General features: G+C 72.3%; 11 protein-coding genes. 5 read left to right on the top strand and 6 right to left on the bottom strand.

Translation table 11 applies throughout. From position 1 onward, the window contains the following. Window positions 1-517: 517 nt before the first annotated feature. A complete protein-coding gene (locus ACIBL4_RS24220; RefSeq protein ID WP_399413346.1) occupies window positions 518-1423 on the top strand; it encodes an alpha/beta fold hydrolase in 906 nt (301 codons plus the stop codon). A gap of 8 nt (window positions 1424-1431) precedes the next feature. On the opposite strand, the gene ACIBL4_RS24225 is transcribed toward ACIBL4_RS24220, so the two are convergent. Continuing rightward, entirely contained in the window at window positions 1432-2493 is a 1062-nt protein-coding gene (locus tag ACIBL4_RS24225) for an N-acetylmuramoyl-L-alanine amidase (protein ID WP_399413348.1), read from the bottom strand. A gap of 342 nt (window positions 2494-2835) precedes the next feature. Between ACIBL4_RS24225 and ACIBL4_RS24230 the strand changes: the two genes are divergently transcribed. Next, window positions 2836-4563, top strand: coding sequence for a hypothetical protein (locus ACIBL4_RS24230; RefSeq protein WP_399413351.1), 1728 nt, complete (start codon window positions 2836-2838; stop codon window positions 4561-4563). A 27-nt stretch (window positions 4564-4590) separates the two neighbouring features. Here the strand turns inward: ACIBL4_RS24230 and ACIBL4_RS24235 are convergent, their stop codons facing one another. Then, entirely contained in the window at window positions 4591-5160 is a 570-nt protein-coding gene (locus ACIBL4_RS24235) for a GNAT family N-acetyltransferase (protein ID WP_399413354.1), read from the bottom strand. Between the two features lie 115 nt (window positions 5161-5275). Here ACIBL4_RS24235 and ACIBL4_RS24240 point away from each other — a divergent pair, with 115 nt between their 5' ends. The 3 genes from ACIBL4_RS24240 (at window position 5276) to ACIBL4_RS24250 (ending at window position 8009) form a co-directional block, all read left to right on the top strand. Next, window positions 5276-5770: an NUDIX domain-containing protein gene (locus tag ACIBL4_RS24240; RefSeq protein WP_399413356.1), complete on the top strand. Its 495-nt coding sequence runs from the start codon at window positions 5276-5278 to the stop codon at window positions 5768-5770. Between the two features lie 155 nt (window positions 5771-5925). Next, the gene (gene ctaD, locus ACIBL4_RS24245) at window positions 5926-7638 is read left to right on the top strand and encodes a cytochrome c oxidase subunit I (protein WP_399413358.1); all 1713 of its coding nucleotides are present in this window, start codon (window positions 5926-5928) and stop codon (window positions 7636-7638) included. Then, entirely contained in the window at window positions 7635-8009 is a 375-nt protein-coding gene (locus ACIBL4_RS24250) for a hypothetical protein (RefSeq protein ID WP_399413360.1), read from the top strand. The genes ctaD and ACIBL4_RS24250 overlap by 4 nt, the downstream gene beginning before the upstream one ends. Here the strand turns inward: ACIBL4_RS24250 and ACIBL4_RS24255 are convergent. The 4 genes from ACIBL4_RS24255 to ACIBL4_RS24270 form a co-directional block, all read right to left on the bottom strand. Then, the gene (locus ACIBL4_RS24255) at window positions 7999-9306 is read right to left on the bottom strand and encodes a phosphatase PAP2 family protein (RefSeq protein WP_399413362.1); all 1308 of its coding nucleotides are present in this window, start codon (window positions 9304-9306) and stop codon (window positions 7999-8001) included. The two genes, ACIBL4_RS24250 and ACIBL4_RS24255, sit on opposite strands and share 11 nt — an antisense overlap. A 134-nt stretch (window positions 9307-9440) precedes the next feature. Next, on the bottom strand, window positions 9441-10586 hold the full coding sequence (locus tag ACIBL4_RS24260; protein WP_399413364.1) for an XdhC family protein: 1146 nt from the start codon (window positions 10584-10586) through the stop codon (window positions 9441-9443). Between the two features lie 141 nt (window positions 10587-10727). Next, the gene (locus tag ACIBL4_RS24265; protein WP_399413366.1) at window positions 10728-12926 is read right to left on the bottom strand and encodes a xanthine dehydrogenase family protein molybdopterin-binding subunit; all 2199 of its coding nucleotides are present in this window, start codon (window positions 12924-12926) and stop codon (window positions 10728-10730) included. After that, on the bottom strand, window positions 12923-13903 hold the full coding sequence (locus ACIBL4_RS24270; protein WP_399413368.1) for an FAD binding domain-containing protein: 981 nt from the start codon (window positions 13901-13903) through the stop codon (window positions 12923-12925). Before ACIBL4_RS24270 ends, ACIBL4_RS24265 begins: the two co-directional genes overlap by 4 nt. Window positions 13904-13908 lie beyond the last annotated feature (5 nt).

Below are 13908 nucleotides of genomic sequence, written 5' to 3' on the forward strand. Positions count from 1 at the left end.
GCCCCGGTCCAGGCCGCCGAAGCGCTCTCCCCACTCCGCTTCACCTCCTGCCCCGACTCCGTCCCCCGGCCGGCCGCACCGGAGCGCGTCGAGTGCGGGCGGCTGAGCGTGCCGCTCGACCGGCACCGCCCCTCGGGGCCGCGCATCGAGGTGGCGGTGTCCCGGGTCCGCGCCTCGGGCACGCCCGCCGAACGGCGCGGCATCCTGCTGGTCAACCCGGGCGGCCCGGGCGGCTCAGGGCTCCCCTACGCGGTCACCAAGCGGGCGAAGCTCCCCGAGAGCGTGCGGCGTGCGTACGACGTCGTCGGGTTCGACCCGCGCGGCGTCGGGCGGAGCACCCCCGTCACGTGCGGTCCGATGGGCGGCCTCTTCGACAGTCCGGGCGGCGACCCGGTGCCGGCGGGAGCCAGGGCGGAGCGCACGTACCTGTCCGTCCCTGCGCGCCCTGGCCGACGACTGCGCCAGGCACGCGGGCCGCCTGCTGCCGTACCTGTCCACCGAGCAGACGGCGTACGACATGGACGCGATACGCGCGGTCCTCGGCGAACCGCGGACGAGCTTCCTCGGCGTCTCCTACGGCAGCTGCCTCGGCGCCGCCTACACGGCCCGCTTCCCGTACCGCGTCGGTCGTATGGTGCTCGACAGCGTGGTCGGCTCCGGCGACTGGTACGACTTCGAGGTGCTCCAGAGCCGCGCCCTGGTGCGGCAGCGCGGCACCTTCCTCACCTGGACGGCCGCCCACGCCGGGCGCTTCGGCCTGGGCGGGACACCGGCCGCGGTACGGGACTCGCATCTGCGCGTACGCCGGGAGCTCGCCGCGCGGCCGGTGGCGGGCTTCGGCCCGGCGGAGTTCGACCGTGCCGTGTACCTGGCCCTGGGCCGCACGGAACGCTGGGCGAGCCTCGCGGACGGGCTGCGCGGTTTTCTGACCGACGGCGACCCGGACGGCCTGCGCCCGGACGGCGCCTTCGACAGCCCCGACTCCCGCAACTACGAGGCGGCCAACCGCGTCGTCACGTGCGCCGATGGCCCTGCGCCCAGCCCCCGGGACATCGTCGCGGACATCCGCCGCACCCGCCGCCTCGATCCGCAGCCGGTGCTGACGGGCATGGAGGCGAGCACCTGCGCCTACTGGTACCACCGGCCCGGCCACCGCACGCCGCTCGGCAGCCCGGACGCGCCGCCGGTCCTCCTCGTCGCCTCCGCGCACGACCCCGTCACGCCGATCGAGGGCGCCCACCGCCTCCAGCCCCCGCTGCCCGGCTCACGCCTGGTCACCTTGGACGACGACTACTCCCACGGCGTGTTCGCCAGCCGCGGCAACGCGTGCGTGGACGACACCGTGGCGGCCTACCTGGTGCGCGCAGAAGTGCCGTCGGCGAACGTCCGCTGCATGGGCCCCGGACTGCCTACGGCCGAGTAGAGCCGGTCTCAGCTCTCCTTCCACACCAGCACGGTCAGCACAGCGCTCGCGACGGTGACCGGGACGGCCGCCTGGTTCAGCAGCCGTATTCGCATGCTCCGGCCGGACGGGAGCCGCTTCGTCAGGGGCACGACCGCGAAGGTGCCGCCGCCGGTCCCGACGATCTCGTGGATCGGGTGGTCGGCGCGGTGCTGGTCGCCCTGGTACTCCGACATGCGCGCCTGGACGACCGCGCCCGCCGGCAGGCCGTCGATGTGCAGGCTGACGCTGCCGCTGAAACGGGCCGGGCCACGGGCGAAGACGCTCCCGCCGGTGGCGTGGTCGCCGGTCTCGTCGGCCCACTCCGTGGCGAACTCGACCGAGTCCCAGGCACCGGGCGCGAGCCGATAGCCCTGGGAGACACCGAGGTTGACGTACTGGGGCATGGGGTCCTCTCCTTCCCACAGGCCCGCCGGGAGGGCCAGGGCGTCGGCGACGTCACGGCGGAAGCCGGCCATGTCGAATCCGCGCGGGTCGACCTTCCAGTCGCTCCACTCCAGGTGACCGATCGCGCTCTTGGGGCCCCAGCCGTGCGCGCGGCAGATCGCGGCGGTGGCCTTGACGATGGCGAGGTACTGCACACTCGGCCACGGGTCCTTGCCGTCGCCCCTGTTCTCGCATTCCCAGCCGTAGAAACGGGCGTTGCCGTCGACCGCGCCGGCGGAGCCGTCGTGCTCGTGCGTCGCGGGCGGGTACGTGCCGTACGACTCGCCGATGACGGCATTGAGCACGTCGCCGTCGCCGCCGCCGGCGTGGTTGGCCCGGCCGTTGCCGGTCAGGTGGACGACGCCGTCCTTGGTGATGCATCCGGTGGCGAGCGGACCGGGCAGGGCGCTGTGGCCGTGGTAGATCAGGTCGACGACGGCCGTGCCGGGGCCGGTGACGGTGTGATGGATCATCACACCGTGCACGGGGCCCCACGGGCCCTTGTGGTTGCGGTTGTTGGTGCGCCATCCGCCGACCTCGTGAACGGCGCAGCCCTCGGCCTTCAGCGCGGCGACGAGCCGGGCGGCGGTGAGCGGGGTGGCCATGAGTCAGTCCTCCGTTCCGGCGCGTGCGTGCCGGTCTGAAGACGGTGCTGAAGACGGTGCGATCGCTGTGCGGGGCGTGCCCGGCCGGGAGCGGGGTCTGTCTGCGGTGCGGGTGTGTCTGCGGTGCGCTTCCGTCCCCGCGGTGCGGGTCCGCGGTGCGGGTCCGGCGGATCGTTTCGCCGGAGCTGCCGCGCGGACGCCGCCAGGCCCTCACCATTCTCGCGCCGCTCGCGGCGTCGCTCACCTCGCCGTACGCCACGTCCGCAAAATCGGCGGGATTACGACGCTGCGGCACCAGGAGGGCGGGGGCGCTGTCAGTGGCCCGGCATAGGGTCCGCTGCCATGAGCATCCCCGCCGTCGAGGAGTCCTGGGCCCGGGTCGACGCCTGGCTGGCCCGGCACGCTCCCCTCTCCCACGCCGCGCTGCGCCCACCCGCGTCGCAGGCCGGCATCGAGGACGCGGAGCGCACGCTCGGCGTGCCGTTCCACCCTGATCTGGTGGCCTCGCTGCGGTGCCACAACGGGGTGGAACCCGACGACGGCGCAGTTCAGTTGGCGTCCTGCGGCCCGCTGTGCGGTGTCGCGGACATCGTGCGGGACACGACCTTCCTGCGGAGTCTCGGGGTGGCCGAGGCCGGGCTGCCCCTGACCCTGGGCATCGGCCGGCGGGCCTCGGACGGCCTGTTCCTCGTCTGCCGCCCCGGGCCCCACTACGGACAGGTGGGCCGCCGCTTCGACGACGAGAAGCGCTCCTTCGCACACTGGCCCTCGCTGCGTCATGTTCTGGCCGACCTCGCGGACGCCCTGGAGGGCGGTCGCCCGTTCCTCGACCGCGTCCCCGTGGCCGTGGCCGGAAAGCTGGGGTGGGAGGAGGAGCGGACCGTGCCCGCCGAGGCGGTCTCCGCACTGGCGTGGGCCGCCGCGCTCGCCGAGCCGGAGTCGGACCCGCCGGCCCTCCAGCGCCCGGTCTTCCCGGACGCCGCCGGTGGTCCCCCGCCGTCACCCCGGCAGGAAGGGGCGCAGCGGCTCTTCTTCGTCCGCACCCACCGGCCGAGGCCCGCCCCGCTGCCGGACCAGCCGGACGTCGCGTTCGCCGCCGGTCTGACGCCGGCCGAGATGCTGCGCCGGCTCGGCGCGGTCCCCGCCACCGTACGGCCGCGCGACCGCCGGCAGGCCCAGCGGGCGGCGCAGTCCCCGTGGGCCGCGCACCGGCCCCTGATCCGGGCGGGCGAGGCAGGCGGCTGGGCGTACGCCACGCTGGAGGGCGGCCCCGCGCAGTTCGCCCGGCCGGAGGTGCTGCGCGCCCTGTCCGCCGGCACCCGCGCGGCGGTCCTGACCCGGCACGGCCCGGAGGTCGTGCTCACCTTCGCCGAGGACGGCGTGCCGTGTCCTCAGGAGGACACCCGGCGCGTCATGTCGCCGCGCGAGGGCAACAGCGCCGGCGGACCGCATGCGCGGCGGCTCGGCGTGGACCTCTGGCCCGGCTCGACCACCGCGTACACCCGCTTACTGGCCGTACTGCGACAGGACTTCGGCATCGCCTACGACCCGGAGGAGGAGGGCCCGGCGGAGCTGACCAGTGCCCTGCTGCTCCCCCTGCTGGACGACCTCCCCGGGGCGGAGGACTGCGGATTCCCCTCCCAGGTACGGCAGTTGGATCTGGCCGGCCTCGTGGAGCCCACACCGCCGCAGCGCCTGCGCGCCGCCCTCGCGGCCCAACTGTCGCGCCTGGCATCGGAGACGCGTCTCGACACCTACCCGGAGGTGGTGGAGGCCCTCGACCGGATCCACCGCGGCCTGCCCGTCGCCTGCGACCCGGACGGTCCCCTGGACTCGCGCATGCGCACCCTTGCAGCAGAGGCCCGTGCGACCCGGCGGCTCCTGGCGGACGGCGACAGCGCCCCCGTCTCCCCCAAGGACCTCACCGCGTGGGACGCACGCGCCGCGGCGGCCCACGCACTGCGGGAGTTCCTCCACCTCCCCCTCCCGGTGGCCGCGGCGACGATCCTCGACCAGCGCGTCTCCCTCCACTGGCACGAGGAACTCACCACCGGCCTGGACAGCGCGTGACGCACCGGGCGTCTCGCAGGGACGTACTCAGAGGTCACGGACCCGCGCGTGCAGGTGCGCTTCCAGGGGGAACTCCGGTGGCGCGGCGGCCACGAGCGAGGACAGCTCATAGCCGCACTTCCGCGCGACGCGGCACGAGGCGGTGTTGTCCGCCTGGTGCAGGAGCTCCAGCCGGGTCAGACCGTCGCCGGCGAAGGCGTCAAAGGCCCATTCCGTCAGCGCCTCCAGGGCCCGGGGAGCCACGCCCCGGCCGCGTGCGTGCGCCGCGGTCCAGTAGCCGACCTCTGCCGACGAGGCGCCGGGCATGACGTTCTTGAGCACCGCGTGCCCCACCAGCGCGTCTTCGCCGGCGTCCCCCTGGATCTCCGAGACGGCGAACGCGAACCGGTCCCCTGCGTCCCAGCCGCGTTGCTGATCCTGGATCCACCGTGCCGCACTGCCACGGTCGTGGACGCCCGCACTCACCCAGCGCCGCATGGCCTCGTCCCGGTACAGGCCCACGAGGACCGCGGCGTCGGCCGGCCTCCAGGGACGCAGGAGGAGAGCAGGCGCCGATGCCGTGGCCGCGATGGTCAATCGTGTGATGATCCCATCCATCAGGCGAGAGTACGCGGGCCGGTTCGGCACAAAGGCCGTTCGGTGCAAAGGCCGTTCGATACAAAGGCCGTTCGGCACAAAGGCCGTTCGGGCCGGAGACGGGCATCATGCGGAGATGTCTGATGCCACGGAGCAACCGCTCGCCGTCGATCATCGCGGCAACGCCCTGACCGCCTTCGTCCGCCGGGCGGAGGAACGACCGCCCGGTGACGCGCCCCTGCCGCTCGCCCTGGTGGCCCTCTGGCGCGGTGATCGCGTCCTGATGGTGTTCGACCGCTTCCGGCAGGGCTGGGAGCTGCCCGGCGGACTGATCGAGCCGGGCGAGTCACCCCGCCAGGGGGCCGAGCGTGAACTGCTGGAGGAAGCGGGGCAGACACCCGCGGAGCCGCTCCGGTTCGTCGGATACCCGCGCTTCGCGCTCGCGCCGGACCAGCGTGTCGAATACGGCGCGCTGTTCTCCGGGCGTTGCGCCGAGGTCGCGGCGTTCGAGCCGAACGAGGAGATCGAGGCCATCTGCTGGTGGGACCTGCGCGAGGCCCTGCCGGGTCGCGTGCACGCCCTGGACGCCTGCCTCGCCCGGCTCACACACGGACTCCACCGCCCCCTGTGACGCTTCTCGCGCCTGTGCCCGAGAAACGGGACACCACTCGTTCGCATGGACCGCTCGGCCGTTTGGCCCAAAGAAGGCCCACGTCGGACGGCTGTTGCGGATCAGCGGGACTAGTTTCCGCCGGGTTGGGTTACGCACTGCCGATCGAGGAACTCATGGCGACACATACCGAACCGGTCGCTCCGGTACCGGCGGCGGAGCGCCGCGGTCCGGGCCAGGTGATCGTCTCCTGGCTGACGACGACGGACCACAAGAAGATCGGGCACCTGTACCTGATCACATCGTTCGCCTTCTTCCTGATCGCCGGGGCGCTGGCGATGGCCATCCGGACGGAGCTGGCCCGGCCGGGGATCCAGTGGCTGTCCCACGAGCAGTACAACCAGGCGTTCACCATGCACGGCACGATCATGCTGCTGCTGTTCGCGACGCCGACGTTCGCCGGGTTCGCCAACGCGGTGATGCCGCTGCAGATCGGCTCCCCGGACGTGGCGTTCCCGCGGCTGAACATGTTCTCGTACTGGCTGTTCCTCTTCGGCGGCCTGATCGTGCTCGGCAGTCTCCTCACCCCGCAGGGCGCGGCGGACTTCGGCTGGACCGCCTACACCCCGCTGAGCGGCGGGGAACGCACCCCCCAGGTCGGCGGGGACCTGTGGCTGATGGGCCTGGCCCTGTCCGGGTTCGGCACCATCCTCGGCGCCGTCAACTTCATCACCACGATCATCTGCATGCGCGCCCCCGGCATGACCATGTTCCGCATGCCGATCTTCACCTGGAACGTGCTGCTCACCTCGGTGCTGGTGCTGCTGGCGTTCCCGGTGCTGGCCGCCGCGCTGCTGGTGCTGGAGGCCGACCGCCGTTTCGGGGCGCAGGTGTTCAACGCGGAGAACGGCGGCGCGATCCTCTGGCAGCATCTGTTCTGGTTCTTCGGCCACCCCGAGGTGTACATCCTGGCCCTGCCGTTCTTCGGCGTGATCAGCGAGATCATCCCCGTCTTCGCCCGTAAGCCGATCTTCGGTTACACGGGCCTGATCGGCGCCACGATCGCCATCGCCGGGCTGTCCGTGACGGTGTGGGCGCACCACATGTTCGCCACCGGCGCGGTGCTGCTGCCGTTCTTCTCCTTCATGACGTATCTGATCGCCGTGCCGACGGGGGTGAAGTTCTTCAACTGGATCGGCACCATGTGGAAGGGCTCGCTGTCCTTCGAGGCGCCGATGCTGTGGGCGGCCGGGTTCCTGGTCACGTTCCTCTTCGGCGGTCTGACCGGGGTCATCCTCGGCTCGCCGCCCCTGGACTGGCACGTGACCGACTCCTACTTCGTGGTCGCGCACTTCCACTACGTGCTCTTCGGCACGATCGTGTTCGCGATGTTCGGCGGCTTCAGCTTCTGGTGGCCGAAGATGACCGGCACGATGCTGGACAACCGCGTCGAGAAGGTCCACTTCTGGACGCTGTTCGTCGGCTTCCACACGACGTTCCTGGTGCAGCACTGGCTGGGCGCCGAGGGCATGCCCCGCCGGTACGCCGACTACCTGGCCGCGGACGGCTTCACCTGGCTGAACACCGTCTCGTCGATCGGCGCGTTCCTGCTGGGGCTGTCCACGCTGCCGTTCCTGTACAACGTGTGGAAGACCTCCCAGCAGGGCAAGCGGGTCGAGGTCAACGACCCCTGGGGCTACGGGCGTTCCCTGGAGTGGGCGACCTCGTGTCCGCCCCCGCGGCACAACTTCGTCACCCTGCCGCGGATCCGCTCCGAGTCCCCCGCCTTCGACCTGCACCATCCCGACGTGGCCCAGCTGGACGAGGCGGAGAACACCGGCCGACGCGATGTCGTCGAGCCGGGCGGGCACCACGGCCGGCGGACGTGAGACGCGGCGGCCGTGAGGTGCAGTACGGCACCCCGCGGCACGTGCTGGCCGACGAGGCCGAGGGCTATCTCCTCGCGCACGCCCATCTCGATCAGGCACGGCGCGAGGCGGAAGAACTCTGCGCGGGGATGCCGTGGCTGACCACCGCCCAGGCCGAGGAGCTCACCGGCCACTACGTCCGCCGGCGTCTGGACGTCACCCGTCAGCTGCTGCACGCCACGGTCCGGCGGGCCGAGGAGCTGCGGCAGGAGTACGAGAGCCGCTACGCGGACCTCCGGCACGCCCTGCTGCGCCGCCACGCCGCCTGTGCCTGCGCCCTCCTCGCCGGCGCGGGCACAGTGAGCGCCCTGGCGGTCCTCCTCACCCGCTGACCAGTTCGTGTTCCGGTGCCGGCTGCCGCGCCGGGACGGCCTTCGTCTCCCACTGGCCGGTGGTCCGTACGTAGCCGTAGATCACCGAGGCCATCGCCAGGAGGAGCAGCGGCCCGAACAGCCACGGACGCGCGGCCATCTCCATCGGCAGATAGCGATAGGACAGCAGCATCGCCGTGAAGACGGCCACTCCGTAGGTGACCAGCTGGATTCCGGAGCGGTCCCAGCCGCGTTCGAGCGAGCGCAGGGCCGCCTCGATCGTGATCGTGAACACCACGCCGGCGACGAGGTCCACGCCGTAGTGGTAGCCGAATCCCAGCGTGGCGGTCAGCGTGGCGATCAGCCAGAACGTGCCCGCGTGGCGCAGCACGCGTGGGCCCCTGCGGGAATGGATGAAGATCGCGACGGCCCATGCCGTGTGCAGGCTGGGCATGCAGTTGCGGGGGGTGATCCCGTCGTACAGCACCTCGTGCGGGACGACGTCGGTCGGTGGCGGCAGGTCCGGCCACAGGTTGGCCACCGCCCACTGCAGGCCGCCGGTGCCGGAGGCGCCCGGGCCGTAGGCGAAGACCGGGCCGACGACCGGGAAGATCATGTAGATGCCAGGCCCGAGGAGGCCGATGACGAGGAAGGTCCGCACCAGGTGGTGGCGCGGGAAGCGGCGCTCGGCGGCCACGTTGCGCAGTTGGTAGAGCGCGACGACGACGGCGGCCACCGCCAGTTGGCCGTAGACGGTTTCGAGGGCGATGGCACCGGCCTCGCCGGTGGCCTTGACGATCCGGCCCACCAGCCACGACGGGTTGCCCAGTGCGTGGTCGGCGGTCGCCACGTACGGGTCGAGCACCATCGGGCGGGTCTTCGAGGTGATGATCAGCCAGGTGTCACCGGCCTTACGGCCGGCCACCAGCAGCAGGCCCAGCCCGACGCCCTTCAGCATCAGGACGCGTTCCGGGCCGGTGCGGCGCGTCACCGCGAAGACCCCGCATCCCAGAATCACCCACAACGCGCCGTTGCCGAAGGGATGGGCGTCCCCCAGCTCGGCGCCGACCGCCCAGCGCACCACCAGGAAGACGGCGTCGATGCCGAGTGCGAAGCCGAAGGCGATGAACCGCTGCCGCCGGGTGAGGACCACCATGGTCAGCGCCATGGCGGCGTACAGCAGGAAGCCCGACTTGGGGGCGACGATCACCTCCTGCACCTGGCACGTGATCGGCCCGGGCACGCCGAGGCGGCGCGCGGCGATCTCCAGCGCCATGAGAAAACCGAGGGCCACCACACCTGCTGTGGCCCACAGCATCGTCCGGGTTCGAGGCCGGGCGGTGAACGTGATTCCGCGTCTTATTCGCGAGAAAATCCGCGTTGTTATAGATATCAATTGTTTTATTCGATTTGCCAGTTGTAAGGAGGTGGATCGTCACATGACCGAACATGCTATAGGAGCGATGCACCCGCGGTCCGGTAGTCATGAAGATCCCGGTGGATCGGGCCGGTGATGCCGCTCAGCGGCCGGCCCGTGCCGTGGTTGGCCCGGGCGATGATCTCCGCGGTGATGGAGACGGCCGTCTCCTCGGGCGTGCGGGCTCCGAGGTCGAGGCCGATCGGGGAGCGCAGGCGGGCCACGTGGTCGTCCGGGACGCCCTCCTCGCGCAGCAGCCGCAGGCGCTCGGCGTGGGTGCGCCGGGAGCCCATGGCCCCCACGTAGGCGACGGGCAGGCCGAGTGCCAGGCGCAGCAGGGGGATGTCGAACTTGGCGTCGTGCGTGAGGACGCAGACGGCGGTGCGCTCGTCCACCTCGGTGTGTTCCAGGTAGCGGTGCGGCCAGTCGACCACCACCTCGTCCGCGTGCGGGAAGCGTGCGGTCGTGGCGAAGACGGGGCGGGCGTCGCAGACGGTGACGTGGTAGCCGAGGAAGCGGCCGGCCCGGCTCAGGGCGGCGGCGAAGTCGACGGCGCCGAAGACCAGCAGGCGGGGCGGGGACGCATGGACGTGGACGAGGACGGACAGCCGTTCGGGGCAGCCGTCCGCCTCCCCGCCGATGTCGGCGCGGGCGGTGCGGCCGGTCCGCAGCAGGGCCCTGGCGTGTTCGGCGACGGCCCGGTTCACCGGGCCGTCGCCCACCCGTCCGTGGGCGGCATGGTCATCGCCGAGCACGCTCAGAGTGGAGCCGAGGAGGTGTTCCGGGCCGTCCACGACCTGCGCCACGGCGACCGGCCGCCCTCGAGCGATCTCGGAGAGGGCGGTGAGCAGGTGCGGCCGGCCCGCGGGGTCGATGCGCTGGACGACGACGTCGAGTTCGCCGCCGCAGGTCAGGCCGACGGCGAAGGCGTCGTCGTCGGAGTAACCGAACCAGGCCCGCCGCGGGGCGCCCCGGTCGCGGAGCACCTGTCGGCACAGCTCGTAGACCGCGCCCTCGACGCAGCCGCCGGAGATGCTGCCGACGGCGTTGCCGTCCTCGTCCACCGCGACCGACGTACCGGTCGGCAGCGGGGCGCTGCCGTGCACGCCGACGACGGTGGCGAGGGCGAAGGGGCGGGCCTCGCGGCACCAGCGGTGCAGCGTGTCCGCGATGTTCAGCATGGCGGTCCTCCACAGCGGGACCAGGATCGGAAGGTGAGCGGGCCGCCGCCACGACGCCGGGGAAACGTCACGCGGCGGCGGCCCGGAACCGGAACCGGAACCGGAGCAGGCCCCGGTCCCGGTCGGCCCGGGGTGCCCGGGTCAGAGCAACGCCTCGGCCGTGATGGGCAGTTCGCGGACGCGGCGGCCGGTGGCGTTGAAGACCGCGTTGGCGATGGCGGGCGCCACCCCGATCATCACGAGCTCTCCGAGGCCCTTGACGCCGAGCGGGTCGGCCTCGCGGTCCTCGCCGTCCAGGTAGATCGCCTTGAGGTCGGGGACGTCGGCGTTGACGGGCACGAGGTAGTCGGCGAGGTTGGCGTTGACGATCCGGCCGTCGCGGTGATCGGTGACGGTGTGCTCCAGCAGGGCCGTGCCGATGCCGCCGACCATGCCGCCGAGGGCCTGGCTGTCGGCGAGCTTGGGGCTGATGATGCGGCCCGCGTCGTACACGCCGAGCACCCGCCGCACCCGCACCAGGCCCAGGGTCGCGTCGACGGCCACTTCGGCGAAGGTCGCGTTGTAGCCGTAGAAGGAGTGCCGCTCCGGACCCGACGGCGGGGCGAAGGAGCCGTCCGCTTCCAGGTGGGTGCGGTCGTTGCGGGCCAACAGCCGCCGGTAGGTCTCCCCGCGCGCGGGATCGTTCTTCACGTGCAGTCGGCCGTTGCGTACCACGACGTCGTCGGCCGCCACCCCGTACAGCGGCGACTCGCGGTCCCCGACGGCCAGTGCGATCGCCTGACGGCGGACCTTGTTGCAGGCGTCGAGGGTGGCGGAGCCGACGCTGGCCATGGTCATCGAGCCGCCGTGCGGCGGGGTCGGCGGGTAGAGGGAGTCCCCCAGCCGGAAGGTGACCGTGCGCACGGTCAGCCCGAGGGCGTCGGCGGCGACCTGGGTCTGGGAGGTGTACGTCCCCGGGCCCATGTCGGTGGCGGCGGCCTCGACCAGCGCGGTGCCGTCGGCGTCCAGGCGGGCCCGGGCCTGGGCGGGCATGCGCGCGGTGTCGTAGACGCCGGCGGCCATGCCCAGGCCGATCAGCCAGTCGCCGTCGCGCGTGGAGCGGGGCCTGGGGTCGCGGCGGTCCCAGCCGAACTCGCGGGCGCCGACGCTGTAGCACTCGCGCAGCCGGCGGGTGGAGAACGGCAGCCCCGACGACTCGTCCTCCGCCGGCTCGTTGCGCCGGCGCAGCTCGATCGGGTCGACGCCGAGCTTGTGGGCGAGTTCGTCCATGGCCGACTCGATGACGAAGGACGCCGTCTGGAAGCCGGGGCCGCGCATGTACAGCGGCGTGGGCAGGTCCAGCGGCACCGTCCGGTACGCCTGGCTCACGTGGGGCATGCTGTAGAGCATCTGCCCGGCCGCCAGGATCGCCTCGGTGAACTTCTCGTACGACGAGGTCTCGGCGTGCAGGTCGTGGACCGCGGCGGTCAGCCGGCCGCGCAGGTCGCTGCCCAGCCGGAGGCGGTAGTCGTAGGAGGGCCGGTAACCGGTGCCGAGGTACATCTGCTTGCGGCTGAGGACCAGCTTGACCGGACGCCGGGTCTCGCGGGCGGCCAGCGCGGCGACGACCACGTGCGGCCAGCAGCGCAGTGCCGTGCCGAAGCCTCCGCCGACGAACGGTGAGATGACGCGCACCGAGTCCGTCTCCAGACCGAACACCGCGGCGAGTTCGGCCTGGGTGCCCACCACCCACTGGGTCTTGTCCCACACGGTGAGCTTGTCGCCGTTCCAGCGGGCGATGGTGGCGTGCGGCTCCATCGGGTTGTGGTGGTTGCGAGCCGTGCGGTACGTGAGGTCCAGCCGCACGGCCGCCGTGCGCAGGGCCGCTTCGGCGTCGCCGCGCGCGTACCGGGTCGGCTCGTCCGGCTCGGCCTCGGTGAGGTCGGTCGAGGGCTGTTCGGCGTCGTAGCCGACCTCGACCAGGCTCGCACCGTGCTGGGCGGCCTCCAGGGTGGTGGCCACCACGACGGCGACCGGCTGGCCGTGGAAGCGGACGCGGTCGTCCTGGAAGACGCGCAGTCGCCGCCCCTCCGGAGGGTTGTTGGACCCGGGGTTGTCGCGGTACGGCAGCTTCGGCGCGTTGCCGTGGTGGATCACCTTGAGCACGCCCTGCTGGGCTTCGGCCGCGCGGGTGTCGATGCCGGTGATGCGGCCACGGCCGACGCTCGCATCGACGATCACGGCGTGCACGGCTCCGTGGACGTCGTGCTCGGCGGCGTACAAGGCCTGGCCCGTGACCTTCAGCCGGCCGTCCACCCGGGACAGCGGCGCGCCCACGGCTGCCTGCGGCTGGGGGCTCACTTGGTACCTCCTACGACACGCAGCTGGCGTTCGACGGTGCGCTTGAGCAGCTCGGCCTTGAACCGGTTGTGCTGCAGAGGACGGGCGCCGTCCGCCGCTTTCGCGGCAGCGGCCGACCAGAGGGCCCTGGAGGGGCGTTCACCGACGAGGTGGTGCTCGACGGCGGGCAGCTTCCAGGGCACGGTGCCCACTCCCCCGGCGGCGACCTTGGCCTCGCGGATCACCCCGCCGCGTATGTGCAGCGCGACGGCCGCCGCCGTCAGGGCGAACTCGTACGACTGCCGGTCGCGGACCTTCAGATAGCCGGACCTGAGCGGGCGCGGGAGGGCGGGTATCTCCACGCCGACGATCAACTCGCCGTTTTTCAGGGCATGTTCGCGATCCGGCGTGCGGCCCGGACGCAACAGGAAGTCGACGAAGGGGACCTGGCGTGCCCCGTCCGGGCCCAGCAGGTGCACCCGGGCCTCCAGGGCGGCGAAGGCCACGGCGACGTCGGAGGGGTGGGTGGCCACGCAGGCGTCGGAGGTCCCGAGGATGGCGTGGGTGCGGTTGTGGCCGTGCAGGGCGGCGCAACCGGAGCCGGGCTCACGCTTGTTGCAGGCGGCGGTCACGTCGCGGAAGTACGTGCACCGGGTGCGCTGCATGATGTTGCCGCCGATGGTCGCCATGTTCCGCAGCTGCGCCGACGCGCTCAGCTCCAGCGCCTCGGAGACGACGGGGTACAGGGTGCGCACCTTGTTGTGGGCCGCGGCCTCGGCCATGGTCACCAGGGCGCCGATGCGCAGGCCCCCGCGCTCGGTGACGGTGATGTCGTGCAGCGGAAGACCGCTGATGTCGACGAGGGTTCCTGGGCGTTCGACGGTCTCGCGCATGAGGTCGACCAGGGTGGTGCCCCCGGCGATGTAACGTCCGCCGCGGCGACCGGCGTTGAGGGCCTCACGGGTGTCGGAGACGCGGGTGTAGGAGAAGGGATGCATGGCGG

The sequence above is a fragment of the Streptomyces sp. NPDC050416 genome (genome assembly GCF_044458845.1).
In the GTDB taxonomy this organism is placed as follows: Bacteria; Actinomycetota; Actinomycetes; order Streptomycetales; family Streptomycetaceae; genus Streptomyces.